We start from the raw sequence: 20,845 nt of genomic DNA, 5'->3' as shown, positions 1-20,845 counted from the left end.
ATAGGCAGGTGAGCGCCCTCCGTCAACGGCGGGAAAGATTATTTCTTGACGTCGGCCAGGATCTGGGCCCGGAGCAGCTTGTCAGGATTGGAAACAATGCCATTGTCGCCCGCGTCGCCCTTCTTGATGCGATCGACGAATTCCATGCCTTCGAGTACCCGGCCAAAGGCGGTGTACTTGCCGTCCAGGCTGGGAGCGGAGCCCAGCATGATGAAGAACTGGGAATCGGCGGAATCGGGGCTGCCGGAACGGGCCATGCCGACCACGCCGCGCACGAAGGGCTCGCCTGTGAATTCGGCCCTGATCCTGGTGCCCGAACCACCGGAGCCGGTGCCGGTGGGATCGCCGCCCTGGGCCATGAAGCCCGCGATGACGCGGTGGAACGGGGTGCCGTCATAGAAGCCCTTGCGGGTCAGTTCCTTGATCCGGGCCACGTGATGGGGCGCCAGATCGTTGCGGAATTCGATCACCACCTTGCCCGAGGACAATTCCAACACCCAGGTGTCGTCGGGGCCGGCGGCCAGGGCGGGATGCAGGGCGGACAGCGCCAGGGCCGCCAGGGCCAGGGCGAAGCGCTTGAAAACGGAAGTCATGATCTGATCAGTCCTCGCAATCCGCCGCGACCCGCAGGCGGATGATGGAATCAGGAGAATCGACGCTGCCGCTGCGCGCCGCGCCCTTCTTGATGGCATCCACGAAGTCCATGCCCTCGGAGACCTGTCCCCAGATGGTATACTGGCGGTCGAGATGGGAATGGGCGCCGAAGCAGATGAAGAACTGCGAACTGGCACTGTCGGGACTGGCGGCACGAGCCATGGAGCAGGTGCCGCGCACATGCTTCTCGCCCGAGAATTCGGCCTTCAGGTGGCCCTTGTCGGAGCCGCCGGTGCCGGTGCCCTTGGGACACCCGGTCTGGGCCATGAAGCCGTCGATGACCCGATGGAACTTCAGGCCGTCATAGAAGCCCTCGCGCACCAGTTCCTTGATGCGGGCCACGTGATTGGGGGCGAGATCGGGGCGCAGCTGGATCACCACGCGGCCGTCCTTGAGGTCGAGATAAAGGGTGTTTTCGGCGTCCACGGGAATCCTCCGTTGGTCTTGGTCGGCTATGAAGAGAAGCCGAACTTCTCGTCCAGCTTCGCCTTCACCCGGGGGCTGACGAACTGGGATATGTCACCGCCCAACCGCCCGATCTCCTTGACGAAGCGAGACGAAATGAACTGGCAACGTTCCGAGGCCATCAGGAAGATGGTCTCGATCTCGGGCGACAGGCGGGCATTCATGCCGGCCATCTGGAATTCGTATTCGAAGTCGGACACGGCGCGCAAGCCTCGCACGATGAGATTGGCGCCGCATTGGGCGGTGAAATCCACCAGCAGGGTGTCGAACGAGCGAACCTCGATGCTGGCGCCGATGGCGCGGGCCAGATCGGCCATCTCGTCCTCGGCCATGGACACCCGTTCGTCATGGGAGAACAGCGGCCCCTTGCCGGCGTTCACCGCCACGGCGACGATCAGGTGATCGACGGCGCGCGCGGCGCGGGCGACGATGTCCTGGTGGCCATTGGTGATGGGATCAAAGGTCCCGGGATAGAGGCCGACCCGTTTAGGCATCCTCGCCTCCCGCCACACCATCGGGGATGTCGTCGCCGTCCCCGTCGGAATCGTCGTCATCCTCGGCCCCTCCGGCGATGTCGCACAGTCTGGCGGCCGAAACCACCCTTTCGCCCTCGGCGGTGCGCAGCAGGGTCACGCCCTGGGTGCGGCGTCCGACGATGCGGATATCGTCAACGGGCATGCGGATCAGCTTGCCACCGTCGCTGACCAGCATGACCTCGTCCTCGTGATTGACGGGGAACGAGGCCGTCACCGGCCCGGTCTTGTCGGTCATGTCGATATTGGCGATGCCCTGACCGCCACGGCCGGTGATGCGGTACTCGTAAGCCGAGGTCCGCTTGCCGAAGCCGTTCTCGGTCACGGTCAGCACATACTGCTCCTCCGCCGCCATGCGCTCGATCTGGTCGGCGGGCAGGTCGCCACGCAAGTAAGCGTCACGGGTCTCGGAGTCGAAGTCCACATGGCGCAGGATGGACATGGAGATGACCTCGTCGCCCGCCTCCAGCCGGATACCGCGCACGCCGGTGGAATCGCGGCCCTTGAAGACGCGAACATCCGAGGCCGAGAAGCGGATGGCCTTGCCCAGGCGGGTGGCCAGCAGCATGTCGTCGGATTCGGTGCAGGTCTGAACCGAGATCAGGCGCTCGCCCTCGCCCAGCTTCATGGCGATCTTGCCGTTGGCGCGGACCTCGGTGAAGTCGGACAGCAGATTGCGCCGGACATCGCCCGACGAGGTCGTGAACACCACATGCAGGTTGCCCCAGGTGGTCTCGTCCTCGGGCAACGGCATGATGGTCGAGATGGTCTCGCCCTCGTCCAGCGGCAGGATATTGACCATGGCCTTGCCACGCGCCTGGGGATTGCCCAGCGGCAGGCGATAGACCTTCAGCTTGTAGGCGATGCCCGACGACGAGAAGAACAGGACCGGCGTATGGGTGTTGGTCACGAACACCTGGGACAGGAAGTCCTCGTCCTTGATGTTCATGCCGGACCGGCCCTTGCCGCCCCGCTTCTGGGCGCGATAGGCCGACAGCGGCACCCGCTTGATGTAGCCGGTATTGGTCACCGTCACCACCATGTCCTCGCGGGCGATGAGGTCCTCGATATCGGCCTCGAACTCGTTTTCCTCGATGGTGGTGCGGCGCGGCGTGGCGAACTGCTCGCGGATTTCCAGCAGTTCCGTCTTCATCACCTCGAACAGGCGTGGCCGCGACGACAGGATCAGCAGGAATTCCTCGATCTGGCGGCCGATATCGCGCAGCTCGTCGCCGATCTTGTCGCGCTCCAGCCCGGTCAGGCGGTGCAGCCGCAGGTCCAGGATGGCCTTGGCCTGCAGCTCGGACAGCGAATAGGTGCCATCCTCGATGCCGCGGCCGGGCTCGTCGATCAGCTGGATCAGTGGGCCGACATCGCCCACCGGCCAACGGCGGGTCATCAACTGCTCGCGTGCCACCGCCGGATCGGGGGCGGCGCGGATCAGGCGGATGACCTCGTCGATATTGGCCACGGCAATGGCCAGACCGGCCAGGATATGGGCGCGGTCGCGGGCCTTGCCCAGTTCGAAGATGGTGCGCCGCGTGATCACCTCTTCGCGGAAGGCGATGAAGGCCTTGATGATGTCGCGTAGCGTCATCATCATCGGGCGACCGCCGTTGAGCGCCAGGGAATTGACGCCGAAGCTGGTCTGCAGCGGGGTGAAGCGGTAGAGCTGGGCCAGCACCACGTCGGCGATGGCGTCGCGCTTGATCTCGATGACCATGCGCACGCCGTCGCGATCGGATTCGTCCCGGAGGTCCGAGATGCCTTCCAGCTTCTTGTCGCGCACCAGCTCGGCGATCTGCTCGAGCATGCGCGCCTTGTTGACCTGATAGGGAATCTCGGTGACTACGATGGCTTCGCGGTCCTTGCGGACTTCCTCGATATGGACGCGGCCGCGCATGATCACCGAGCCGCGACCGGTGGTCTGGGCCGAGCGGATGCCGGACCGCCCCAGGATGGTGCCGCCGGTGGGGAAATCCGGGCCGGGAACCAGCTCCATCAGCCGCTCGACCGTCACTTCGGGATCGTCGATGAAGGCGCAGCAGGCGTCGATCACCTCGCCCAGGTTATGGGGCGGGATATTGGTGGCCATGCCCACGGCGATACCGCCGGCGCCATTGACCAGCAGATTGGGATAGCGGGCGGGCAGAACCTTGGGTTCATGGGTGGATTCGTCGTAATTGGCCTGGAAATCGACGGTATCCTTGTCGATATCCTCCAGCAGCGAATGGGCCGAGCGGGCCAGACGCGCCTCGGTATAGCGCATGGCCGCGGGCGGATCGCCGTCCATGGAGCCGAAATTGCCCTGCCCATCCACCAGCATGAGCCGCATGGAGAAGTCCTGCGCCATGCGCACCATGGCGTCATAGATCGCCGAGTCGCCATGGGGGTGATACTTACCCATGACATCACCGACGATGCGCGCCGATTTGCGGAAGGGCTTGTTATAGTCGTAGCCTGCCTCCTTCATGGCGAAGAGGATGCGGCGATGAACCGGCTTCAAACCGTCGCGGACGTCGGGAAGCGCGCGGCTCACGATCACGCTCATGGCGTAATCGAGATAGGAGCGCTTCATCTCGTCTTCGATGGTGACCGGACTGATATCGAACTGTGGCGACGCAGGAGGCGTGGTCAACGAAATCTTCCCGTCGGTTTCGTGAAAAACCGTAAGAGTGATGGGGTGGCCGCTAGGGCCAAGGCTGGCGCACGCTACCAGATATCGTGCAGTGCGACAACCGTGTGGGTGTGGCATAATGCGGGCCGCTTCAAAACGCTTCCAGACCGGGAAACGGCATGAAACGGGTGATATCGGCGCAGCAGGTCCTGTCGGCCAGAACCTCGGATACCGGCGACGGTGTGCGGCTGGTGCTGCTTGACGAATCCGGCGAGGAGGCGGTGGTCACCCTGCCGCTGGACCAGTTGTCCATCCTGTCGTCCTGGCTGCAGCATGCCGAACGCCTGGCCGATACCGAACAGAGCAACCCCGCCGCCCCCGCCCCGGCCATCGCCGTGGAAAAATGGACCATCCGTCCCGAGGCGGACGAGGAATATCTGACCCTGGGCTTCCGCCTTGCCCGGGGGGGCGAGATCAATCTGCGCATGCATCGCTCCGGTGCGGCCGCCTATGTCAAGGCGCTGGGCTCGCTGCTGGGGCGCCTGCTGCCCGCCCCCCCATCCAAGGCGAAGCATTAGGGCTTTCACCGCCTTCGGCCATGCAGTACGATCCCGCTTTCAATCTCAAGCGGGGAGCCCGTGCGACATGGCCGGTAGCGTCAACAAGGTGATATTGCTTGGAAATCTCGGCCGTGATCCCGAGGTCCGCACCTCGCAGGACGGGTCCAAGATCGTCAATCTCAATATCGCCACCTCAGAATCCTGGAAGGATCGCGCCACCGGCGAGCGCAAGGAAAAGACCGAGTGGCACCGGGTGGTGATCTTCAATCCAAACCTGGCCGACATCGCCGAGCGCTATCTGAAGAAGGGCAGCAGCGTCTATGTGGAAGGCGCGCTCCAGACCCGCAAATGGACCGACCAGCAGGGCGTCGAGAAGTACTCCACCGAAGTGGTGATCGGCCGTTTCAAGGGCGAACTCACCCTGCTGGGCGGCCGTGACGGCGGCGGCGGTGGCGGTTATGGCGGCGGTGGCTACGACGACAGCCCGCGTCAGCAGGGCGGCGGCGGCGGTGGCGGCGGTGCTCGCCAGGGCGGCGGCCAGAGCTGGGAACCCCCGGCCGACATGGACGATGAAATTCCGTTCTGATCGGGAACAGGTGAGAGGAAAGCCGCGCAACCATCTGATTGCGCGGCTTTTTCTTTACAGAAGTTCGTTGCCGTATCCCATCAGGGCCAGCACGCCGAGGATGGCGAAGATGGCAGCGGCGATGACCCGCACCAGCCCCAGGGGGATCTTCTCTGCCAGGGCATTGCCGACGAAGACGGCGGGAATGTCGGCGATCAGCATGCCCAGCGTGGTGCCGGTGGTCACGGCCAGCAAATCGCCATAGCGGGCGCCCAGGGCGACGGTGGCCACCTGGGTCTTGTCGCCGATCTCCACCAGGAAGAACGAGACGGTGGTGGCGACGAAGGCCCCTGCCCGCTCCCACATCTTCGGCTCCTCGTCCATCTTGTCGGGAACCAGGGTCCAGGCCGCCATGGCGATGAAGGACAGGCCGATGATCCAGCGCAGCCAGTCAGGCCCCAGCCATTGCGCCACCGCCACGCCGATTCCGGCGGCGATGCCGTGATTGAGGATGGTGGCGACGAAGATGCCCGCCACCACCGGCACGGGCTTGCGGTATTTGGCGGCCAGCAGCAGGGCCAGCAACTGGGTCTTGTCGCCGATCTCGGCGGCGGCGACCACGGTCAGGGACAGAAGAACGGCTTCCATGATGATATGTCCGGGGGGATCGGGCGAAGAAACCAATGGCCGGTCGTCCCGCCCGACCCCATGCGTCGAGGGACTCCCGCCAAAGGTCTCGCCAAGCCGCTCGGGCCGGATGCGCCATGGACTGAAGCAGTCCAAGTCTGTTGACGCATCCCCTTCTGGAGGTGAAGGAGGCTACTCCCCAATGACGGGGCGGAAGATAGCCATGCGCGCCCCGACTGGCAAGGACGCTTTATCCCTTCTGGGAAACTCTCTAACATCCGCGCCCTGATCATGCGACGAGGACCCAAATGAGCGGCCATATCCGCGTGCGCGGTGCCAAGGAACACAATCTGAAGAACATCGACGTTGACATTCCGCGCGACAAGCTGGTGGTGATCACCGGCCTGTCGGGATCGGGCAAGTCGTCGCTGGCCTTCGATACCATCTATGCCGAGGGGCAGCGGCGCTATGTGGAATCGCTGTCGGCCTATGCCCGGCAATTCCTGGAGCTGATGCAAAAGCCCGACGTGGAAAGCATCGAGGGCCTGTCGCCCGCCATTTCCATCGAGCAGAAGACCACATCGAAGAATCCCCGCTCCACCGTCGGCACCGTCACCGAAATTTATGACTATATGCGCCTGCTATGGGCGCGGGTGGGTATTCCCCACTCCCCCGCCACCGGCCTGCCCATCGAAAGCCAGACCGTCAGCCAGATGGTCGACCGGGTCGAGACCATGGCCGAGGGCACAAGGCTCTATCTGCTGGCCCCCTTCGTGCGCGGTCGCAAGGGCGAGTACCGCAAGGACCTGCAGGAGCTGCAGAAGAAGGGCTTCCAGCGGGTCAAGGTTGACGGCACCTTGTACGAGATCGACGACGTCCCCGCCCTGGACAAGAAGAAGAAGCACGATATCGAGGTGGTGGTGGACCGGCTGGTGGTGAAGCCCGGCCTCGGCAACCGGCTGGCCGATTCCATCGAGACCGCGCTGAACCTCGCCGATGGTCTGTGCATCGCCGAGGACGCCGCCAGTGGCGAGCGCACGGTGTTTTCCGCCAAATTCGCCTGCCCGGTCTCCGGCTTCACCATCGAGGAGATCGAGCCCCGGCTGTTCTCCTTCAACAATCCGTTCGGCGCCTGCCCGACTTGCGACGGATTGGGGGTGAAACTTTATTTCGATCCCGAACTGGTCGTTCCAAATCCTGGGCTATCGCTGCGTGATGGCGCCATCGCGCCTTGGGCCAACTCCACCTCGCAATACTATATCCAGACCCTGCAGGGCCTGGCCGAGCATTACCGCTTCAAGCTGGAAACCCCGTGGCAGGACCTGCCCGAGCGGGCGCGCCAGGTGATCCTGCACGGGTCCGGCAGTGAGGAGGTCCGCATCAATTACGAGGACGGCTTCCGGGGCTATCACACCGAGAAGTCGTTCGAGGGCGTCATTCCCAACATGGCCCGCCGCTTCCGCGAGACCGATTCCTCCTGGGTGCGCGAGGATCTGTCCCGCTTCCAGGGCACCGCGCCCTGCGAATCCTGCGGCGGCGCCCGTCTCAAGCCCGAGGCGCTGGCGGTCAAGCTCCGGGGCCTGCATATCAGCGAGGCCACGGAATATTCCATCGCCAAGGCGCGGGACTGGTTCGGCGAGTTGAACCAGCATCTGCGCCCCAAGGACCAGGAAATCGCCCGGCGCATCCTGCGCGAGATCAACGACCGTTTGGGCTTCCTGGTGGATGTGGGGCTGGATTACCTGACCCTGGCGCGGGGCTCGGGCTCGCTGTCGGGCGGCGAAAGCCAGCGCATTCGCCTGGCCAGCCAGATCGGCTCGGGCCTGACCGGCGTGCTCTACGTGTTGGACGAGCCCTCCATCGGCTTGCATCAGCGCGACAACGACCGCTTGCTGGCGACCCTGAAGCGGCTGCGCGACATCGGCAACACCGTCATCGTGGTGGAGCACGACGAGGACGCCATCCGCGCCTCCGACCACCTCATCGACATGGGGCCGGGAGCCGGCATCCACGGCGGCCAGATCGTCTCGGCGGGCACGCCCGAACAGGTCATGGCCGATCCGGCCAGTTCCACCGGCCGCTACCTGTCCGGCCTGGACCATATCCCGCTTCCGCCCAGCCGACGCAAGGGCGGCGGCGCCCGTCTGTCGCTGCACGGAGCGCGCGGCAACAACCTGAAATCCGTCACCATGGATATCCCGCTGGGAACCCTGACCTGCGTCACCGGCGTGTCGGGCGGCGGCAAGTCGACCCTGGTGATCGAGACCCTGTACAAGGCGCTGTCGCGCCGCCTGATGGGCTCGCGCGAGCAGCCCGCTCCCTTCGACCGCATCGAGGGTATCGAGCATCTGGACAAGATCATCGATATCGACCAAAGCCCTATCGGCCGCACGCCCCGGTCCAATCCGGCCACCTATACCGGTGCCTTCACCCCCATCCGCGACTGGTTCACCGAATTGCCGGAGTCCAAGGTGCGCGGCTACAAGCCCGGCCGCTTCTCCTTCAACGTCAAGGGCGGCCGCTGCGAGGCCTGCCAGGGCGATGGCGTCATCAAGATCGAGATGCACTTCCTACCTGATGTCTATGTCCAGTGCGACGTCTGCAAGGGCAAGCGCTATAACCGCGAAACCCTGGAAATAACCTTTCGTGGCAAGAGCATAGCCGATGTTCTCGACATGACCGTCGAGGAGGCCGCCGACTTCTTCAAGGCGGTTCCGGCCATCCGCGACAAGATGGTCACCCTGCAACGGGTGGGGCTGGACTATATCCATCTCGGCCAGCAGGCCACCACCCTGTCGGGCGGTGAGGCCCAGCGGGTCAAGCTGGCCAAGGAATTGTCGCGCCGCGCCACCGGCCGCACCCTCTACATCCTGGACGAACCCACCACCGGCCTGCATTTCGAGGATGTCCGCAAATTGCTGGAGGTGATCCAGGCGCTGGTGGAGACCGGCAATACCGTCCTGGTGATCGAACACAATCTCGAAGTCATCAAGACCGCCGACTGGATCGTCGACCTGGGACCGGAAGGCGGTGACGGCGGCGGGCGTATTGTTGCCGCCGGAACACCCGAAGATGTCGTTGCGTGTGCGGAAAGTTACACGGGGCGCTACCTGGGCCCCATCCTGGCGCGCACGCCCAGGAGCGCCCGATAACGCATTGATTAGCAATTATTTTTTGCGATCGTGAATCCAACGCCTTTAAAGTGACTTTTTAGCTATATTGGCGCCTTGTCATGGCGCTTACTTTAGTTCGACATCGTTCATGCCAGTATTTTGCTGGACAATTGAGTCTCGTCTTGCAAGATTGAGGTTGCGCCTGTCCCTGTCTGGGGCGGTCGTGGCCATTGCTTGACGAGACCGACCATGAAGATCGTCCGCGTATTCACCACCCTGGCGGCCCTGACCGCCTTATCCGCCTGCGCGGCGTCCCCCTCCATGGAGTCCTCGGCTCCCGTCGTTTCGACCCAGAGTGCCGTCGCCCCCGTGACCAGTGCCGCCCCCCCGCCCCCGCCGCCCGTCGTGGCCGCGCCGGTGGAAATGGAAGCTCAGCCGCTGGTGGTGTATTTCGGCCTCAACAAGTCGGACATCTCGGCTTCGACCATGCAGGTCCTGCACGGAGCGGCCCCGGCGCTGAAGGCGGCGCAGCCCTCGGTGATCCGCATTCACGGCTTTACCGATTCTGCGGGCAAGTCGTCCTATAACCGGATGCTGTCGGAAAAGCGGGCTCAGGCCGTGGCTGACCAGCTCCGCAAGCTGGGCATTGTCGCCGCCAAGGTGGAAGTCGTGGGCTTCGGCTCGGACAAATCCACCACCGCCCGTAAAGGCAAGCACAAGGAAGCCCGCGACCGTCGCGTCGAGATCACCTGGGAGCCCCAGGCCAAGTCGGCCGCCGTGGATATTCCCCAGACCAGCGCCGAGTCTCCCGCCAGCGACGGCGCCACCCTCACGGCCGCTTCCGACCCCGTCACCGGTGTCCTGGCCGGCTCCGGCCCGGAGGCGACATTGCCTGCCGTGACGGATGCCGCGAGCGCCGCTTCGGCCTGGATCGCCGCCATCGCGCCCATGGGCGAGCGGGTGGCCGACCTTCCGCCGGTTCGCGGACCGCCGCTCCACCCCCTCACCTGATCAATCCTCAGATATAGGCCGCGATCTGGGCCCGGCGCTGCCGCAATGCCTCGGCCGCCGCCTTGGCTGCCTCCTGGGCCGACTTGGAAGCTTCAGAGGCCTGGGAGATGCTGGCTTCGCTCTTGCTCGACATGATCACTGTTTCCGGCGCCGCGTGAGGTCTGGAAGCCGGGCCGGGCGCCCCTCCCGCTTCCGAACGCCAAGATGGCCGGAGATTACGGCGACATGCGGGGCGCCATTGTGGCGAAACCGTGATTTTTCACCGTGTCCCCCTTGGCTCCCCTGCAAATCAGTCCCGACAATGGTTAAATGACTCATTGGGAATAAGGGCCTGTGGTCGGATGGAGGCCGACATGACCGGATCGGGTCGAGCCATGACCATCCTTGGCGTGGGCTGTGGTTTGGGCGCCCGTGACGGCGGTTGCGCCGATGGCCCCCGGGCCTTGCGCCGGGGCGGCATGGGCGAGAGGCTGCGAGGCCTGACCGAGGACCTCCATTGCCTGGAACTCCAGGCGCCGCTTGGTGACGCCCAAACGGTGATTCCCCGTCTCGCCGATCATCTCGCCACACTGGTGGCCAAGGAATGCGGCCGCGGTCGCTTTCCCATCGTCATCGGCGGTGACCATTCCTGCGCCATGGGCACCTGGGCGGGCTTGCGCCAGGCCCATGGGGCGGCCTTCCGCCTGATCTGGATCGATGCCCATATGGACCTCCATACGCCCGATACCAGCCCGTCCGGCGCGCTGCACGGCATGCCACTGGCCTGCCTGCTGGGATTGGGGCCGCCGGGATTGGCACGCCATCCCCCCGTGTTGACGGGGACTGAAGTCACCTTGATGGGCGTGCGCAGTTGGGAGCCCGAGGAGGAAGCAAGGACGTCCCGCCACGGCATCCGGGTCATGGGCATGGCCGAACTGAAGCGGCTCGGCCTTGCCGCCGCCCTGGCCGAGGCCACCGGGCCGGGCGACTTCGGCATCAGCCTCGACCTAGACGCCATTGATCCCGCCGACGCCCCCGGGGTGGGTACCCCCGCCCCTGGCGGCATTCGGGCCGATGAATTGCTGGATGCCCTGGCGCCGCTGCTGGCCTCGCCGCGCTGTATCGGCTTGGAAATCGCCGAGTACAATCCCCACCACGACATCGACCAACGCACCGCCGCCCTGGTCGAGACCATCGTCGAAGCGGCGATACGGTCGTCGGGAGACCCTCCATGACCACCACTATCGAACGCGAGGCGCGCTGGTGCGCCCATAACTATCAGCCGCTGCCGGTGGTCCTGGCGCGCGGACAGGGCGCCTTGTTGTGGGACGAAGGCGGCCGTCGTTTCATCGACATGATGGGCTGCTATTCCGCCGTCAGCCTGGGCCACGGCCATCCCCGCATTCTCAAGGCGCTGACCGAGCAGGCCTCCCGGCTGGCGGTGGTATCACGGGCCTATCACACCACCCGGCTGGGGCCGTTCCTGGAACTGGCCTGCCGCCTGACTGGCATGGATGGCGGCCTGCCCATGAACACCGGCGCCGAGGCGGTGGAAACCGCGCTGAAGGCGGCCCGCAAATGGGCCTATACCGTCAAGGGCGTGCCACCGGGCCAGGCGCGGATCATTTCCTGCGCCGATAACTTCCATGGCCGCACCATCGCCATCATCGGCATGTCCTCGGTGGCGCAGTATCGCGACGGCTTCGGCCCCTACCCGGCCGGCTTCGATCAGGTTCCTTTCGGCGACGCCGAGGCGCTGGAGCGGGCCATCACGCCCGATACCGCCGCCTTCCTGGTGGAACCCATCCAGGGCGAGGCCGGAATCGTGGTGCCGCCGCCGGGCTATCTCGCCGCCTGCCGCCGCATCTGCGATGACCACCGGGTGCTGCTGATTGCCGACGAGGTCCAGACCGGCCTGGGGCGCACCGGCCGACTGCTGGCCTGCGAGCACGACGGCATCACCCCGGATGCCGTCACCCTGGGCAAGGCCCTGGGCGGCGGCGTGCTGCCGGTCTCGCTCTTCCTGGCGCGGCGCGAGGTGATCGACGTCTTCCGGCCCGGCGACCACGGCAGCACTTTCGGCGGCAATCCCCTGGCGGCGGCGGTGGGGCATGAAGCCCTGTCGGTGCTGGTGGAGGAAGGCCTGATCGAACGGTCCGCCGAGTTGGGCGAGCGGCTGTTGTCCAGTCTGCGCGGCCTGGGCTCGCCACTGATCACCCAGATCCGGGGCAAGGGCCTGTTCGTCGGCATCCAGTTCGATGCCGCCCGCGTCACCGCCCACGAGGTCTGCGACCGGCTGGCGGCCAAGGGGGTGCTGACCAAGGACACCCACCGCAATTCCATTCGCTTCGCGCCGCCGCTGGTGATTACCCCCGAATTGCTGGACGAGGCGGTCGCGGCCTTGCGCCGGGTTCTGTCCGAGGTGGCATGATCTCACGCCACTGCCCCGGCGCCAGTCCGTCCAGGGTCCAGTCGCCCACCGCCCAGCGGATCAGGCGCAGGGTGGGAAAACCCACGGCGGCGGTCATACGCCGGACCTGGCGATTGCGGCCCTCGGACAGGGTCAATTCGATCCAGGCGGTGGGAATGGCGGCGCGGAAGCGGATGGGCGGGTCGCGCGGCCACAGGCCGGGCGGCTCCTCCATCAGTCTCGCCCCTGCCGGACGGGTGGGGCCGTCATTGAGCGTCACGCCCCGCCGCAGCGCCTCCAGCGCCGCCTCGGTGGGCTGACCTTCCACCTGGGCCCAATAGACCTTGCGCAGCTTGTGGCGGGGATCGCTGATGCGCTTGATCAGCGGCCCGGAATCGGTCAGCACCAGCAGACCTTCGGAATCCCGGTCTAGCCGCCCGGCGGCATAGACACCGGGAATGACGACGTAATCCTTCAAGGTGGCGCGGCCGCCGTCGCGGTCGGTGAACTGGGTCAGCACGTCATAGGGCTTGTTGAACAGGATCAGCCGAGGCAAAACACACATCCCCACCAATGCAAGGCCCCTCAGTCATGGCACGAGCCCCGCTCCCGCACAAGAAGCCCGCCCCGAAGCGTCCCGCCGAGGATTTGGAACGGGTGGCGGGACTGCCCGCCGTTGCCGCCCTGTTCGCCCGTGATCCCCGCCGGGCCGAGCGCCTGTTCTATGATGATCGCATGAAGGTGTTGGCGGGCGATTTCTGCGCGGTGATGGCGCGCCAGCACAAGCCCTACCGCATGGTCCCCACCGAGGAGTTGAGCCGCATCGCCGGAACCCAGCTTCACGGCGGCATCGTGGTGGTGGCCAAGCCGCGCCCCATCGCGGTGTTCGATCCGGCCGAGGCCCAGCTTTGGGCCAAGTCCGGCCGACCCTTGCTGGTGCTGGATGGCATTTCCAATCCCCATAACCTGGGAGCCATCGCCCGGACCATGGCCTTTTTCGGCCTGGAACGTCTTCTGGTCTCGGACCATCCCGCCCAGGCGCTGCCATCGGAAGCCGCCCAGCGAGTCGCCGAGGGCGGACTGGAATGGATCGATATTTATCGCACCCAGAAGTTCATTCCGGCCCTGAAACGGCTGAGGGACTCCCACAGAATCATCGGCACCGCCCTGGGTGCCGGGCGGCCGCTGGCCCAGTGCCTGGCCCCCACCTCCAAGCCGGTGGCCCTGATCCTGGGCAATGAGGAAAACGGCCTGTCCCCCGCCACCCTGGCCGCCTGCGACGAGATCGCCACCATCGAGGGCTCGGGGCGCATCCAGTCCCTGAACGTCGCCGCCACCGCCGCCATCGTGATTCATCAACTGGCGCAGTCGGGCCGAACCGCCTAAACTCGCCTCCTTCCCCCCTCCTGTGGAGCCGACACCATGCCCGACCAGATCCGCGCCGCCCATATCCTGCTGATGTACAAGGGCTCCATGCGCTCGCAAGCCAGCCGCAGCAAGGACGAGGCGCTGACCGCCATCACCGAGATTCTGGAAGAGATCAAGGAGGGCGCGGATTTCGAGGCCATGGCCCGGCAGTATTCCGATTGTCCGTCGTCGGAAGATGGCGGCGATCTCGGTGTCTTCCCCAAGGGCGCCATGGTGCCGGAATTCGAAGTGGCCGCTTTTAGCTTGGCCTCGGGCGAGGTCAGCGGCGTGGTGGAAACCCCATTCGGTTTCCACCTGATCCAACGGACCGACTGACGGGCTTCAGGCCGCCCGGATACGGGATTGCTTCGCCTTCATGCGATGGATCACCCGATGCATGAAGGGTGTGATTTCCGGGACGATCCGCGAAACCTCCTGGGCAAGGCGGATCACCTCGTCCGGATCAATGGGGCGGCCCACCGCTTCCTCGTCCAGCAAGCTGGCGAGACGGTCGATGGCACTGCCGCTATCGTGATGCCCCAATTGCACGTCGCGAATACCCCTAGGTTTCTTGTGCCAAGGTATTTCAGCACTGCCGATCTGCATAATGGGGAAAGGCATTAGCGCCTCATACCTTGGAATGGTCATATGATCGCTTCCAACATTCGGTGGCGGCAGCAGATTTGGAGGCCGAATGCCCCGCGATGCTCCCTCGCACGACGCGGTCCTGGCGCCCTGGACGCAAGACATCGAGTATTATTGCGCCCGCTGCGGCGCCCTGGTCACCCGGGGCCGCTGGGAAATGAGCCTGAATGGCGGCCATGAACACGTCTTCTTCAACCCGGCGGGACTGGTGTTCAGGGTGTTGTGCTTCCGCGACGCACCGGGCGCGACGGCGGTGGGCGCGGCCTCGGGGGTATTTACCTGGTTTCGGGGATATCTGTGGCGGCTGTGCGCCTGCCGGGGCTGCGAAGCCCACCTGGGCTGGCGCTATGAAGGCAGCGCCGAGCCCAGGATATTCTTCGGCCTGATCAAGGATGCCCTGACCACGGCCCGGACCTGATCACTTGCTGGGAGTAACGATCAGTCGTTCCACCGGGGTATGCTTGGTGAAGTGAGACTCGACGATCTCGTCGATATCTTCCAGCTTTTCAACCTTGTACCAGGTGCCTTCGGGATAGACCACCATCAGCGGCCCCGCCTTGCAAAAGCCTAGGCAGCTGCTGGAGGCGACGCTGACACCCGCTTCCCACAAATTCTTGGCGCTGATCTGGCCGACCAGGCGTTCGAACATGGGCATCCCGCCGCCCTTGGTGGTGCAGCAGCCGCGCGGATGGCCCTCGGGCCGACGCTGGGTGCAGATGAAGGCATGATACTTGTTGGGGTAATGCGACACGACAAGCCTCCGGTGCTTGATTCAACCCTTCAGGAGATACCGCGATGAGCGCGGTTTGACCAGCCAATCAATGGCTAATCGCCCCGCTTCAATTCCTCGGCGGTGCACAGGTCATAGCGGGTCAGCGCGCTATCGACGGTGCGTCCGGTAAGCTCGCGCCACTTGTCCAAGGCTTCCTTGCGGCTGAACGGGCCGAACACGTCGGGCTTGCGCCCGCCCGCGATGGCCTGGAAGGAGTTGTCGGCATATTCGCCGCCGACCACGTACCAGCCTTCCTCCACCGTCTCCTGCTCGGTCGCGCGGATGAAGTAGCGGATCATGGCGTTGTCCACGGACTTGCCGGTCAGTGCCCGCCAGCAGATATGGGCCTCGTGCTCGTCGAACGGGCCGAAATGCTCCTCGACATGGCCGGGGGCGATGACGGTAAAGGAAGTATCGGCGTATTCGCCGCCGACGACATAGTAGGTCTTGGCCATGGGGTAGTCTCTTTCCCATCCGAAAGGGGGTGGCGGCGTGCTTATACCCTAATCCGCGCCGGGAAGAAATCTCCTTCCTTGCACCCGTACCCGGCAGCATTTGCCGGGCATGCCGAGGCAGATCGGCGGAAACGCTGGCTTTTCGTGCTGGCACGGCGAATGCAGTGTGGAGGGCAGTTCCTTTTTCGCGTCGGAGACCGACCATGCAAGCTCTTTCCGGGGCCTCGTCCCACATCCTTCTGAACCGCAAGGACAACCCGGCCAGCCATTCCACCCGCAAGGCCGCGTCCGGCCCATCCTCGGCCTTCGCCACCTATGCCTTCGGCCCCATGGATCTGCCGGACAAGAACAAAGGCACCGACGTGGAGGGCGCCCGCAAGAATTCGGCCCAGGGCAACAAATCGGTGGCGGCGGCCACCGGCGGCTCCGTTGGCTGGCTGACCCAGTTGGCGGTTTCGCAGAACATCAAATAGCCATCCCCTGGACAGACGCCGTCCGAGCGTCTATGTGACGGGGCATGACTAAGCCTATCCATGTGATCGGCGGCGGATTGGCCGGGTGCGAAGCCGCCTGGCAGCTCGCCCAGGCCGATATCCCGGTGGTGCTGCACGAGATGCGGCCCCATCGCCGCAGCCCCGCCCACCAGACCGACGGTCTCTCCGAACTGGTCTGTTCCAACTCCCTGCGCTCGGACGACGCCGACTATAACGCCGTCGGCCTGCTGCACGAGGAGATGCGCCGCGCCGGATCGCTGATCCTGTCCCAGGCGGATACCCATAAGGTTCCGGCGGGCGGCGCCCTGGCGGTGGACCGCGAGGGGTTCTCGGCCGGGGTCGAGGCCGCCCTGGCCGCTCATCCCCTGGTTTCCCTGGTGCGCGAGGAAGTGACGGGGGTGCCGCCCGAGGATTGGGGGCAGACCATCATCGCCACCGGTCCCTTGACCTCCGCTGCCATGGCCGAAGGGCTGGGGGGGCTGACCGGCGAGGAGTCGCTGGCCTTTTTCGATGCCATCGCCCCCATCGTCACCAAGGACAGCATCGATTTCTCCCAGGCCTGGTTCCAGTCGCGCTACGACAAGGGCACCGGCTCGGACTACATCAACTGCCCGCTGTCCAAGGACCAGTATTACGCCTTCATCGACGCCCTGATCGAAGGCGACAAGGTGGAATTCCACGACTGGGAGAAGGACACACCCTATTTCGAGGGCTGCCTGCCCATCGAGGTCATGGCCTCGCGCGGTCGCGACACCTTGGCTTTTGGCCCCATGAAGCCGGTGGGCCTGACCAATCCCAACGGCCCCAAGCCCTTCGCCGTGGTGCAGTTGCGCCAGGACAACGCGCTGGGCACGCTTTACAATCTGGTGGGGTTCCAGACCAAGCTGCGCCATGGTGAACAGGCCCGTATCTTCCGCGCCATCCCGGGGCTGGAATCGGCGGAATTCGCCCGTCTCGGCGGTTTGCATCGCAACACTTTCGTCAATGGTCCCAGAGTGTTGGATGGATTTCTTCGTCTGAAGGCCCAGCCCCGGTTACGCCTGGCCGGGCAGATCACCGGCTGCGAGGGCTATGTGGAAAGCGCCGCCATCGGCCTGCTGGCGGGACTGTTCGCCGCCGCCGAGACCCTGGGCCAGCCCCTGCCGCCACCGCCCCAGACCACGGCGCTGGGTGCCCTGCTCGCCCATGTCACCGGCGGCGCCGAGGCCGAGACCTACCAGCCCATGAACATCAATTTCGGCCTGTTCCCGCCGCCGCCCGAGCGTGACGACAAGGGCCGCCGCATCAAGGGCCGCGACCGCAAGAAGCTCTATGCCGAACGGGCGCGTGAGGCGCTTCCCGGCTGGCTGGACATCATTCAGCGCTGAATCAGTTCGATCTTGTACCCGTCTGGGTCCTCGATGAAGGCGATGACGGTGGAGCCGTGCTTCATGGGGCCGGGCGGACGCACCAGCTTGGCCCCGGCGGCGACCAGTCGGTCGCAGGCGCCGTGAATATCGGGCACGCCCAGGGCGAGATGGCCGAAGCCGGTCCCGATGTCGTAGGCAGCGGTGTCCCAGTTATGGGTCAGTTCGATCACCGTCTGGTCGCGCTCCGCGCCATAACCGACGAAGGCCAGGGTGAAGCGCCCCTCGGGATAGTCTTGGCGGCGCAGCAGCGTCATGCCCAGCGGGCCGGTATAGAAGGCCAGCGAGCGATCCAGGTCGCCGACCCGGATCATGGTGTGGAGAAAGCGGAACTCGGGAGTGGTCATGACCGTTCTCCTATGTAGGCCAGCACGGTGTCGGCGGCGCGCAGGCTGGGGCTGGCGCCGCCCAGGCCCAGCTTTTCCAGCGCCCGGCGGGCACCCGCCACCTGGGCTTCGCGGGCGGCCGGATCAATCAGCAGATGCTCCACCGCCGCCGCCAGCCGGTCGGGGCGGCACTGGTCCTGCAGCAGTTCCGGCATCACCGGCTGGTCCACCAGGATATTGACCAGGGTGACGAATTTCAGGCTGAGCCCCAGGAAGCGGGTGGCGATGAAGGCCGACAGCTTGGAAACCTTGTAGGTGATCACCGAGGGCAGGCCCGCCATGGCCAGTTCCAGCGCCACCGTCCCCGATGCTGCCAGGGCGACGCTGCAGGCGGCGAAGGCGTCATGCTTTTCCGCCGCGCCGCGCACCACGATGGTGGGCAGCGGCCAGCTTCGGGCAGCGGCCGTCACGTCCTCGGCCACGGTCTCGACGGTGGGCACCACCGCCACCAGCCCAGGGCGCCGGGAGGCGAGCAGCGCCAAGGTCTCGGCGAAGGCGGGCAGCAGCCGCGAGGTCTCGGAATGACGGCTGCCGGGCAGCACGCAGAGCAACTCGGCATCGGCGGCCAGGCCGTGGCGGGCGCGGAATGCGGCGCCGTCCCCCCTGCCCGCTCCCCCCTCGATCACCGGATGTCCCACATGGACCGAGCGCAGGCCTTCCTTCTCGAACCAGGCGGGCTCGTTGGGCAGCAGGGTCAGCAGCAAGTCCAACACCCGCGCCAGGGTCTTGGTCCGTCCCGACTTCCAGGCCCAGACCATGGGCGCCACGTAATGGATGCGGGGAATGGTCGAACCCCGCGCCTTCAACCCTTTGTGGATGCGGCCGGTAAATCCCCAGGAATCAATGGTCAGCACCGCATCGGGGCGCTTTGTTTCGATGTCGGAAAGAGTCTGGCCGATGCGGCGGAGGATGTTGGGCAGCCGGGGCAATACTTCCACCAGCCCCATCACCGACAGCTCCGCCATGGGAAACAGCGGTTCCAGCCCCTCGGCCCGCATGGATTCACCGCCGATCCCGGCGAAGCGCACCGCGCCATCGGTCCGGGCCTTCAGGGCCGCCATCAGCCGCCCGCCCAGCAGGTCGCCCGAGGGCTCGCCCGCGATCACATAAATCAACGGTGCCGTCCGGGTCATGAATCGAGCTCCAGCCCGACCACGAACAGACCCAGCCTATCGGCCGCTGCCGCTACCGCGTCACGTCCCAGCACCAGGGTGCCACCCGCCTCGACCGCAATGCCGCGCAGCCCGGCCCGGGCGGCGCCCTCCACCGTGGTCACACCGATGGTGGGCAAGTCGATGCGACGATCCTGGCCGGTCTTGCGCAATTTCACCAGTACGCCGCCGACCCCGTCGCGGGCCAGTTCGTCGCAGCGATCCAGCAGGCGGTCGGTGCCCTCGATGGCTTCCACCCCCAGCACGATGCCCTGCTGCACCACAACCGATTGCCCCACATCCAGGGCACCGAGGCCGCGCCCGACCTCGATCCCGCGCGCGATATCGGCTTCGGCCTGTGCATCGGGCCGCAGCCGTCCATAAGGCCCCGGCGGAGCCAAGCAATCGGCCAGGACCTGATCGACACCGACCACCCGGAACCCCTCATGCTCCAGCTCGGCCACCACGGCGCGCAGCAGGCCGTCATCGCCCAGGGCCTTCAGGCCGACCTTGGCGAAAAAGCGGGCGGTGCGGAAGTCAGGCGCCAACTCGGACAGGGTGGGACGCCGGACCGGGCCGATCATCACCACCTCTGCCACCCCGGCCTGACGCAAGCGCTCGAAGCCGGTGCCCGCCTCGCCCAGGCGAATCCAGTCGCAGGGGGCATCGGCAATCACCGCCGGATCGGCGTGGCCCGACAGCGCCAGGATGTGGAACGGGCGTCCCTCGGCCCGACAGGCGGCGGCAACGAGCCCGGGAAGCTCGCCCCCTCCCGCCACGATGCCGAGTTTAGGCGCCATCACCGGTGAATTTCGGGGTGCTGAGCGACCGAGATGAATCCGAGCGGATGAATTCCACGATCTCCATCACCGCCGCATTGGCCTTGAACTGCTCTTCCACATCGGACAGGCGTTCCTGCAGGGTTCCCTCGGGGGCGAACAGCAGACGATAGGCATTGCGTAAGGTGTGGATGTCGTCGCGGGAAAAGCCCCGGCGCTTCAATCCGACGATATTCAAGCCGTTGAGATGAGCCCGGTTGCCGATCACCGTGCCGAAGGGGATAACATCGGCTTCGACGCCGGACATGCCGCCGATCATGGCGTGGCGACCGATACGAACGAACTGGTGCACCGCGCAAAGGCCGCCCAGGAAGGCGAACTCTCCCACCGTCACATGCCCTGCCAAGGTGGCGTTATTGGCCATGATGACGTTATCGCCCAGGATGCAGTCATGGGCCACATGGGCACTGGCCATGAACAGGCAGTTGTCGCCAACCTTGGTCACCATGCCGCCTCCCTCGGTGCCGGGATTCATGGTGACATGCTCGCGAATCTGGTTGTTGGCGCCGATCTCCAGGGTCGAGGGCTCGCCGCGATATTTGAGGTCCTGGGGACGGTGGCCTATGGAGGCAAACGGGAAGATGCGGGTCCCCGCCCCGATCCGGGTGCGACCGGCGATCGCCACATGGGACAGCAATTCCACGGAATCGCCCAACTCGACCTCGGGGCCGACCACGCAGAACGGGCCGATAATGGCGGTATCGGCGATTTGAGCCTTGGGATCGACGACGGCGGTGGGGTGAATATTGGTCATCT

General features: G+C 65.4%; 25 protein-coding genes and 1 riboswitch. Of the genes, 11 read left to right on the top strand and 14 right to left on the bottom strand.

All coding sequences use genetic code 11. The annotated features are described in order from the left end of the window. Positions 1 to 38 precede the first annotated feature (38 nt). The 4 genes from A6A04_RS19970 to gyrA are packed head-to-tail and all read right to left on the bottom strand — an operon-like array spanning position 39 to position 4,290. Complete coding sequence (locus tag A6A04_RS19970) at positions 39 to 593, bottom strand: peptidylprolyl isomerase (RefSeq protein WP_068495773.1); 555 nt, start codon at positions 591 to 593, stop codon at positions 39 to 41. A 7-nt stretch (positions 594 to 600) separates the two neighbouring features. Then, positions 601 to 1,080, bottom strand: a complete 480-nt coding sequence (locus A6A04_RS19965) for a peptidylprolyl isomerase (protein WP_068495772.1) — start codon at positions 1,078 to 1,080, stop codon at positions 601 to 603. A 26-nt stretch (positions 1,081 to 1,106) separates the two neighbouring features. After that, positions 1,107 to 1,613 carry a pantetheine-phosphate adenylyltransferase gene (gene coaD, locus A6A04_RS19960; protein WP_068495771.1) on the bottom strand — a complete coding sequence of 169 codons (507 nt, stop codon included), beginning with the start codon at positions 1,611 to 1,613 and terminating at the stop codon, positions 1,107 to 1,109. After that, a complete protein-coding gene (gene gyrA / locus A6A04_RS19955) occupies positions 1,606 to 4,290 on the bottom strand; it encodes a DNA gyrase subunit A (protein ID WP_068495770.1) in 2,685 nt (894 codons plus the stop codon). Before gyrA ends, coaD begins: the two co-directional genes overlap by 8 nt. A 158-nt stretch (positions 4,291 to 4,448) precedes the next feature. Here gyrA and A6A04_RS19950 point away from each other — a divergent pair, with 158 nt between their 5' ends. Then, on the top strand, positions 4,449 to 4,847 hold the full coding sequence (locus A6A04_RS19950) for a hypothetical protein (RefSeq protein ID WP_068495769.1): 399 nt from the start codon (positions 4,449 to 4,451) through the stop codon (positions 4,845 to 4,847). A gap of 67 nt (positions 4,848 to 4,914) precedes the next feature. Further along, positions 4,915 to 5,415, top strand: a complete 501-nt coding sequence (ssb, locus tag A6A04_RS19945; protein WP_068495768.1) for a single-stranded DNA-binding protein — start codon at positions 4,915 to 4,917, stop codon at positions 5,413 to 5,415. A 54-nt stretch (positions 5,416 to 5,469) separates the two neighbouring features. Here the strand turns inward: ssb and A6A04_RS19940 are convergent, their stop codons facing one another. Continuing rightward, positions 5,470 to 6,042, bottom strand: a complete 573-nt coding sequence (locus A6A04_RS19940) for a TMEM165/GDT1 family protein (protein ID WP_068495881.1) — start codon at positions 6,040 to 6,042, stop codon at positions 5,470 to 5,472. Positions 6,043 to 6,059: 17 nt separating this feature from the next. Next, positions 6,060 to 6,234: riboswitch (yybP-ykoY riboswitch) on the bottom strand. A 95-nt stretch (positions 6,235 to 6,329) separates the two neighbouring features. Here A6A04_RS19940 and uvrA point away from each other — a divergent pair. Further along, positions 6,330 to 9,173 (top strand): excinuclease ABC subunit UvrA, encoded by a 2,844-nt coding sequence (gene uvrA / locus A6A04_RS19935; protein WP_068495767.1) that lies wholly within the window; start codon positions 6,330 to 6,332, stop codon positions 9,171 to 9,173. A 210-nt stretch (positions 9,174 to 9,383) separates the two neighbouring features. Next, positions 9,384 to 10,145 carry an OmpA family protein gene (locus A6A04_RS19930; RefSeq protein ID WP_068495766.1) on the top strand — a complete coding sequence of 254 codons (762 nt, stop codon included), beginning with the start codon at positions 9,384 to 9,386 and terminating at the stop codon, positions 10,143 to 10,145. Between the two features lie 7 nt (positions 10,146 to 10,152). On the opposite strand, the gene A6A04_RS23515 is transcribed toward A6A04_RS19930, so the two are convergent. Beyond that, a complete protein-coding gene (locus A6A04_RS23515; RefSeq protein ID WP_281196797.1) occupies positions 10,153 to 10,278 on the bottom strand; it encodes a hypothetical protein in 126 nt (41 codons plus the stop codon). A gap of 220 nt (positions 10,279 to 10,498) precedes the next feature. Here A6A04_RS23515 and A6A04_RS19925 point away from each other — a divergent pair, with 220 nt between their 5' ends. Together A6A04_RS19925 and rocD are read left to right on the top strand one after the other, a co-directional pair. Then, a complete protein-coding gene (locus tag A6A04_RS19925) occupies positions 10,499 to 11,359 on the top strand; it encodes an arginase (protein WP_172822831.1) in 861 nt (286 codons plus the stop codon). Next, positions 11,356 to 12,555, top strand: a complete 1,200-nt coding sequence (gene rocD, locus A6A04_RS19920; protein ID WP_068495765.1) for an ornithine--oxo-acid transaminase — start codon at positions 11,356 to 11,358, stop codon at positions 12,553 to 12,555. The genes A6A04_RS19925 and rocD overlap by 4 nt, the downstream gene beginning before the upstream one ends. On the opposite strand, the gene A6A04_RS19915 is transcribed toward rocD, so the two are convergent. Then, entirely contained in the window at positions 12,491 to 13,090 is a 600-nt protein-coding gene (locus A6A04_RS19915) for an rRNA large subunit pseudouridine synthase E (protein ID WP_068495764.1), read from the bottom strand. The genes rocD and A6A04_RS19915 overlap by 65 nt on opposite strands. Before the next feature lie 35 nt (positions 13,091 to 13,125). On the opposite strand from A6A04_RS19915, the gene A6A04_RS19910 reads away from it, so the two are divergent. Then, entirely contained in the window at positions 13,126 to 13,920 is a 795-nt protein-coding gene (locus A6A04_RS19910; RefSeq protein WP_068495880.1) for a TrmH family RNA methyltransferase, read from the top strand. A 36-nt stretch (positions 13,921 to 13,956) separates the two neighbouring features. After that, complete coding sequence (locus A6A04_RS19905; protein WP_068495763.1) at positions 13,957 to 14,277, top strand: peptidylprolyl isomerase; 321 nt, start codon at positions 13,957 to 13,959, stop codon at positions 14,275 to 14,277. A 6-nt stretch (positions 14,278 to 14,283) separates the two neighbouring features. Here the strand turns inward: A6A04_RS19905 and A6A04_RS19900 are convergent, their stop codons facing one another. Then, the gene (locus A6A04_RS19900; protein ID WP_156612709.1) at positions 14,284 to 14,562 is read right to left on the bottom strand and encodes a hypothetical protein; all 279 of its coding nucleotides are present in this window, start codon (positions 14,560 to 14,562) and stop codon (positions 14,284 to 14,286) included. A gap of 73 nt (positions 14,563 to 14,635) precedes the next feature. Here A6A04_RS19900 and A6A04_RS19895 point away from each other — a divergent pair, with 73 nt between their 5' ends. Continuing rightward, positions 14,636 to 15,004: a cereblon family protein gene (locus tag A6A04_RS19895; RefSeq protein WP_068495761.1), complete on the top strand. Its 369-nt coding sequence runs from the start codon at positions 14,636 to 14,638 to the stop codon at positions 15,002 to 15,004. Here A6A04_RS19895 and A6A04_RS19890 read toward each other — a convergent pair whose 3' ends face one another. Together A6A04_RS19890 and A6A04_RS19885 are read right to left on the bottom strand one after the other, a co-directional pair. Further along, entirely contained in the window at positions 15,005 to 15,337 is a 333-nt protein-coding gene (locus A6A04_RS19890) for a (2Fe-2S) ferredoxin domain-containing protein (RefSeq protein WP_068495760.1), read from the bottom strand. 74 nt (positions 15,338 to 15,411) lie between these two features. Further along, positions 15,412 to 15,813 (bottom strand): DUF4170 domain-containing protein, encoded by a 402-nt coding sequence (locus tag A6A04_RS19885; protein WP_068495759.1) that lies wholly within the window; start codon positions 15,811 to 15,813, stop codon positions 15,412 to 15,414. A gap of 203 nt (positions 15,814 to 16,016) precedes the next feature. Between A6A04_RS19885 and A6A04_RS19880 the strand changes: the two genes are divergently transcribed. Next, complete coding sequence (locus A6A04_RS19880) at positions 16,017 to 16,286, top strand: hypothetical protein (RefSeq protein WP_068495758.1); 270 nt, start codon at positions 16,017 to 16,019, stop codon at positions 16,284 to 16,286. 44 nt (positions 16,287 to 16,330) lie between these two features. Beyond that, positions 16,331 to 17,674, top strand: a complete 1,344-nt coding sequence (gene trmFO, locus A6A04_RS19875) for a methylenetetrahydrofolate--tRNA-(uracil(54)-C(5))-methyltransferase (FADH(2)-oxidizing) TrmFO (protein WP_068495757.1) — start codon at positions 16,331 to 16,333, stop codon at positions 17,672 to 17,674. Here trmFO and gloA read toward each other — a convergent pair. The 4 genes from gloA to lpxA are packed head-to-tail and all read right to left on the bottom strand — an operon-like array spanning position 17,665 to position 20,843. After that, positions 17,665 to 18,060 carry a lactoylglutathione lyase gene (gene gloA / locus A6A04_RS19870; protein WP_068495756.1) on the bottom strand — a complete coding sequence of 132 codons (396 nt, stop codon included), beginning with the start codon at positions 18,058 to 18,060 and terminating at the stop codon, positions 17,665 to 17,667. The genes trmFO and gloA overlap by 10 nt on opposite strands. Further along, positions 18,057 to 19,232 (bottom strand): lipid-A-disaccharide synthase, encoded by a 1,176-nt coding sequence (gene lpxB / locus A6A04_RS19865; RefSeq protein WP_068495755.1) that lies wholly within the window; start codon positions 19,230 to 19,232, stop codon positions 18,057 to 18,059. Before lpxB ends, gloA begins: the two co-directional genes overlap by 4 nt. After that, a complete protein-coding gene (locus A6A04_RS19860; protein ID WP_068495754.1) occupies positions 19,229 to 20,050 on the bottom strand; it encodes an LpxI family protein in 822 nt (273 codons plus the stop codon). The genes lpxB and A6A04_RS19860 overlap by 4 nt, the downstream gene beginning before the upstream one ends. Further along, positions 20,040 to 20,843 (bottom strand): acyl-ACP--UDP-N-acetylglucosamine O-acyltransferase, encoded by an 804-nt coding sequence (lpxA, locus tag A6A04_RS19855; RefSeq protein ID WP_068495753.1) that lies wholly within the window; start codon positions 20,841 to 20,843, stop codon positions 20,040 to 20,042. The genes A6A04_RS19860 and lpxA overlap by 11 nt, the downstream gene beginning before the upstream one ends. Between the last annotated feature and the right edge of the window lie 2 nt (positions 20,844 to 20,845).

This window comes from Paramagnetospirillum marisnigri (assembly GCF_001650715.1).
GTDB lineage: Bacteria > Pseudomonadota > Alphaproteobacteria > Rhodospirillales > Magnetospirillaceae > Phaeospirillum > Phaeospirillum marisnigri.
This window is presented reverse-complemented; position numbering and strand designations above follow the sequence as displayed.

Coding starts and splice junctions, on each gene's coding strand:
- A6A04_RS19925 (WP_172822831.1), top strand. CDS start 10,499: ATGACCGGATCGGGTCGAGCCATGACCATCCTTGGCGTGGGCTGTGGT.
- A6A04_RS19930 (WP_068495766.1), top strand. CDS start 9,384: ATGAAGATCGTCCGCGTATTCACCACCCTGGCGGCCCTGACCGCCTTA.
- ssb (WP_068495768.1), top strand. CDS start 4,915: ATGGCCGGTAGCGTCAACAAGGTGATATTGCTTGGAAATCTCGGCCGT.
- A6A04_RS19860 (WP_068495754.1), bottom strand. CDS start 20,050: ATGGCGCCTAAACTCGGCATCGTGGCGGGAGGGGGCGAGCTTCCCGGG.
- A6A04_RS19940 (WP_068495881.1), bottom strand. CDS start 6,042: ATGGAAGCCGTTCTTCTGTCCCTGACCGTGGTCGCCGCCGCCGAGATC.
- A6A04_RS19905 (WP_068495763.1), top strand. CDS start 13,957: ATGCCCGACCAGATCCGCGCCGCCCATATCCTGCTGATGTACAAGGGC.
- A6A04_RS19880 (WP_068495758.1), top strand. CDS start 16,017: ATGCAAGCTCTTTCCGGGGCCTCGTCCCACATCCTTCTGAACCGCAAG.
- A6A04_RS23515 (WP_281196797.1), bottom strand. CDS start 10,278: ATGTCGAGCAAGAGCGAAGCCAGCATCTCCCAGGCCTCTGAAGCTTCC.
- A6A04_RS19910 (WP_068495880.1), top strand. CDS start 13,126: ATGGCACGAGCCCCGCTCCCGCACAAGAAGCCCGCCCCGAAGCGTCCC.
- uvrA (WP_068495767.1), top strand. CDS start 6,330: ATGAGCGGCCATATCCGCGTGCGCGGTGCCAAGGAACACAATCTGAAG.
- lpxB (WP_068495755.1), bottom strand. CDS start 19,232: ATGACCCGGACGGCACCGTTGATTTATGTGATCGCGGGCGAGCCCTCG.
- A6A04_RS19885 (WP_068495759.1), bottom strand. CDS start 15,813: ATGGCCAAGACCTACTATGTCGTCGGCGGCGAATACGCCGATACTTCC.
- A6A04_RS19900 (WP_156612709.1), bottom strand. CDS start 14,562: ATGCCTTTCCCCATTATGCAGATCGGCAGTGCTGAAATACCTTGGCAC.
- A6A04_RS19950 (WP_068495769.1), top strand. CDS start 4,449: ATGAAACGGGTGATATCGGCGCAGCAGGTCCTGTCGGCCAGAACCTCG.
- lpxA (WP_068495753.1), bottom strand. CDS start 20,843: ATGACCAATATTCACCCCACCGCCGTCGTCGATCCCAAGGCTCAAATC.
- rocD (WP_068495765.1), top strand. CDS start 11,356: ATGACCACCACTATCGAACGCGAGGCGCGCTGGTGCGCCCATAACTAT.
- trmFO (WP_068495757.1), top strand. CDS start 16,331: ATGACTAAGCCTATCCATGTGATCGGCGGCGGATTGGCCGGGTGCGAA.
- A6A04_RS19895 (WP_068495761.1), top strand. CDS start 14,636: ATGCCCCGCGATGCTCCCTCGCACGACGCGGTCCTGGCGCCCTGGACG.
- coaD (WP_068495771.1), bottom strand. CDS start 1,613: ATGCCTAAACGGGTCGGCCTCTATCCCGGGACCTTTGATCCCATCACC.
- gloA (WP_068495756.1), bottom strand. CDS start 18,060: ATGACCACTCCCGAGTTCCGCTTTCTCCACACCATGATCCGGGTCGGC.
- A6A04_RS19970 (WP_068495773.1), bottom strand. CDS start 593: ATGACTTCCGTTTTCAAGCGCTTCGCCCTGGCCCTGGCGGCCCTGGCG.